This window comes from Oleiphilus sp. HI0117 (assembly GCF_001635235.1).
Genome location: NZ_LWGA01001125.1, coordinates 1 through 2737, shown reverse-complemented (window position 1 = coordinate 2737; position 2737 = coordinate 1). Strand labels below are relative to the sequence as shown.

Below are 2737 nucleotides of genomic sequence, written 5' to 3'. Positions count from 1 at the left end.
AGACAGAGAAATAACCAGCACGAATAAGAGCTGATAAAGACCTTGTGGAGTCATCGCTCTCATCGACAAACCCTAAGCAATAGTGAAGCCAAGCTTATCTGCTAGTAAGGCCATGATGTCATCGATAGCAACATCCTGCTTATCGCTGTCATTTCTGCCTTTGTATTCTAGTGTGCCAGCCTTGATGCCTCGGTCACTAATAACAACTCGGTGAGGAATACCAATCAGCTCAATGTCAGCAAACTTGGAACCTGGACGCTCATTTCGGTCATCCATGAGTACATCAACACCTAGGTCAACAAGCTGCTGATAGATCTCTTCAGTCTTATTGGCAACAGGCTCAGACTTATGACCATTGAGTGGGATGAGCGCGATTTGGAAAGGCGCTATCGATTCAGGCCAGATAATGCCATTGTCATCGTTATTTTGTTCAATAGCTGCCGCGACAATACGCGATACACCGATGCCGTAACAGCCCATCTCCATAATGGTGGCTTTGCCATTTTCGTTTAATACCGAGGCATTCATTGCGGAACTGTATTTGTTGCCCAACTTAAAGATATGACCGACTTCGATACCGCGTTTGATTTCGAGTGTACCTTTGCCGTCAGGGCTGGTATCACCTTCAAGAACGTTACGCAGGTCAACGACTTCACCTAGTTCAAGATCTCTTTGCCAATTGACGTCTGTTAAATGAACGCCATCTTTATTCGCGCCACAAGTGAAGTCTGAACACAGTGCAGCGGTGCGATCGACAAATACAGTGATGTCTTTTAGTCCGACCGGGCCAATGGAACCTATATTCGCTCCCGTTGCGGCTTTCACCTGTTCTTCATTTGCGAACACTAAGGGAGAGGCGACGCCTTCAAGTTTTTCAGCTTTGATTTCGTTCAAACTGTGGTCGCCCCTTAATACCAGCGCTACCAAGGGTGCATTGCCGTCTTCATCTTCTTCGCCAAGAACCAGTAAGGTTTTGATAACCGAGCTAGCGGGAACAGATAAGAAAGAAGTGACCTCTTCAATGGTTTTCTGTTCAGGCGTAGCGACTTCTTCCATGGCTTTGCTTGGTGCTGCTAGCTCACCTTCAGGTGCGAGGGCTTCAGCCAGCTCAATATTGGCTGCATAGTTACTTTCTGTGCTGAAAGCGATATCGTCTTCACCTGAATCGGCCAGCACATGGAATTCATGTGAAGCATTGCCGCCGATGCTGCCTGAGTCAGCCTGCACAGCGCGGAAGTCTAGACCAAGACGCGTAAATATATTGGTGTAGGTGTCGTACATGAGTTCATAGGTCTCGTCCAGAGAATCCTGAGTCGCATGGAAAGAGTAGGCATCTTTCATTAAAAACTCACGGGCACGCATCACACCAAAGCGCGGGCGGCGCTCGTCTCTAAATTTTGTCTGGATCTGATAAAAGTTTGCCGGTAATTGCTTATAGCTGCTCAGTTCATTGCGAGCCAGGTCGGTGATCACTTCTTCATGCGTAGGGCCGAGGCAAAAGTCTCGTTGGTGACGATCTTTGATACGCAATAACTCACCGCCATATTGCTGCCAGCGACCAGACTCTTCCCAAAGTTCTGCAGGCTGAACAACAGGCATAGAAAGTTCTTGTCCGCCAGCCTTATCCATTTCCTCACGAACAATCGCTTCTACTTTACGTAGCACTCTTAAACCCATGGGCATCCAGTTGTATAAACCTGATGCGAGTTTACGAATCAAGCCTGCACGAAGCATTAGCTGATGGCTGATGACTTCAGCGTCAGCTGGAGTTTCTTTTTGAGTAGCGATTAAAAAACGACTTGCGCGCATGAGGCAATGATTTCCTTTGAGTGTAAAAATATAATGGCGTATTTTAAATAGCTAAGTGCTGATCGTATAGTCCTGAATCAAATAATTAATACAATCTTGGAGTAGAACATGACATTACAGGCCGCAGATGTGCAAGCCCGCATAAGAGAGTGGGTGCCAATGGCTGAGGATATCGACTTGAAAATCGAGGAGATCAAGCCCGGCTACGCGCGGATTCGAATTCCTTTTCAAGATAAATGTATTCGGCCGGGTGGCACGGTATCGGGCCCGGTTATGATGACCGCAGGTGATACGGCGATGTATGCTGCGATACTTGGAAGCCTGGGCGAGGTCGCGATGGCGGTAACCAGTAACCTGAATATTAATTTTCTTCAGCGGCCTGAACAGCGCGACTTGATCGCAGAAGGAAAGATATTGAAGTTGGGTAAGCGTATAGCATTTTGTGAAGTTTCGATCCGAAGCGAAGGGGCTGAGGATGTTGTGGCGCATGTGACCGGCAGCTATTCTTTGCCTCCGGTGTGATGAATAATACAAACTTGTAGACAGAGCCTTCCATGGCTCGCTAGCGGGTTAACGCGGGGCAGGTTCCAGTGAGGAGTGACACCCTCTATCTACGGAAATGATTATTTATTCGAAAATTACAATGGGCAGGCTCTGCCAGCAGGTTTTTGTTGCCGTCTTTTTTGTGTGAGAGCGCTACGCTTCAATCAACTTAATGATTCCTAAAAATAACTTACTGGTGGCGGCAACTAGCTCTTTTCGTTCCGTTTTATAATCACTCACTAACCAGTTTGTCGCTGCCTGGCGCATTGCTCCTACTAAGGATATAGCCATGATGTCCTGTTGGGCACGATCAATCGTCATATCGGGAAAAGCCTTATTTGCCATTACTCTTAAAATTTCTGCAAAGCCATTGATGTAATGATAG

Annotated in this window: 3 protein-coding genes; 1 reads left to right on the top strand and 2 read right to left on the bottom strand. The window is 47.0% G+C overall.

Annotated elements, in window-relative coordinates:
• Positions 1-72 precede the first annotated feature (72 nt).
• On the bottom strand, positions 73-1809 hold the full coding sequence (locus A3757_RS20155; RefSeq protein ID WP_068515560.1) for a proline--tRNA ligase: 1737 nt from the start codon (positions 1807-1809) through the stop codon (positions 73-75).
• A 108-nt stretch (positions 1810-1917) separates the two neighbouring features.
• Between A3757_RS20155 and A3757_RS20150 the strand changes: the two genes are divergently transcribed.
• Complete coding sequence (locus tag A3757_RS20150; protein WP_068515557.1) at positions 1918-2331, top strand: PaaI family thioesterase; 414 nt, start codon at positions 1918-1920, stop codon at positions 2329-2331.
• Between the two features lie 174 nt (positions 2332-2505).
• On the opposite strand, the gene A3757_RS27065 is transcribed toward A3757_RS20150, so the two are convergent.
• Positions 2506-2737: hypothetical protein (locus A3757_RS27065; RefSeq protein ID WP_197470159.1), on the bottom strand; the 232-nt coding region annotated here is incomplete at its 5' end.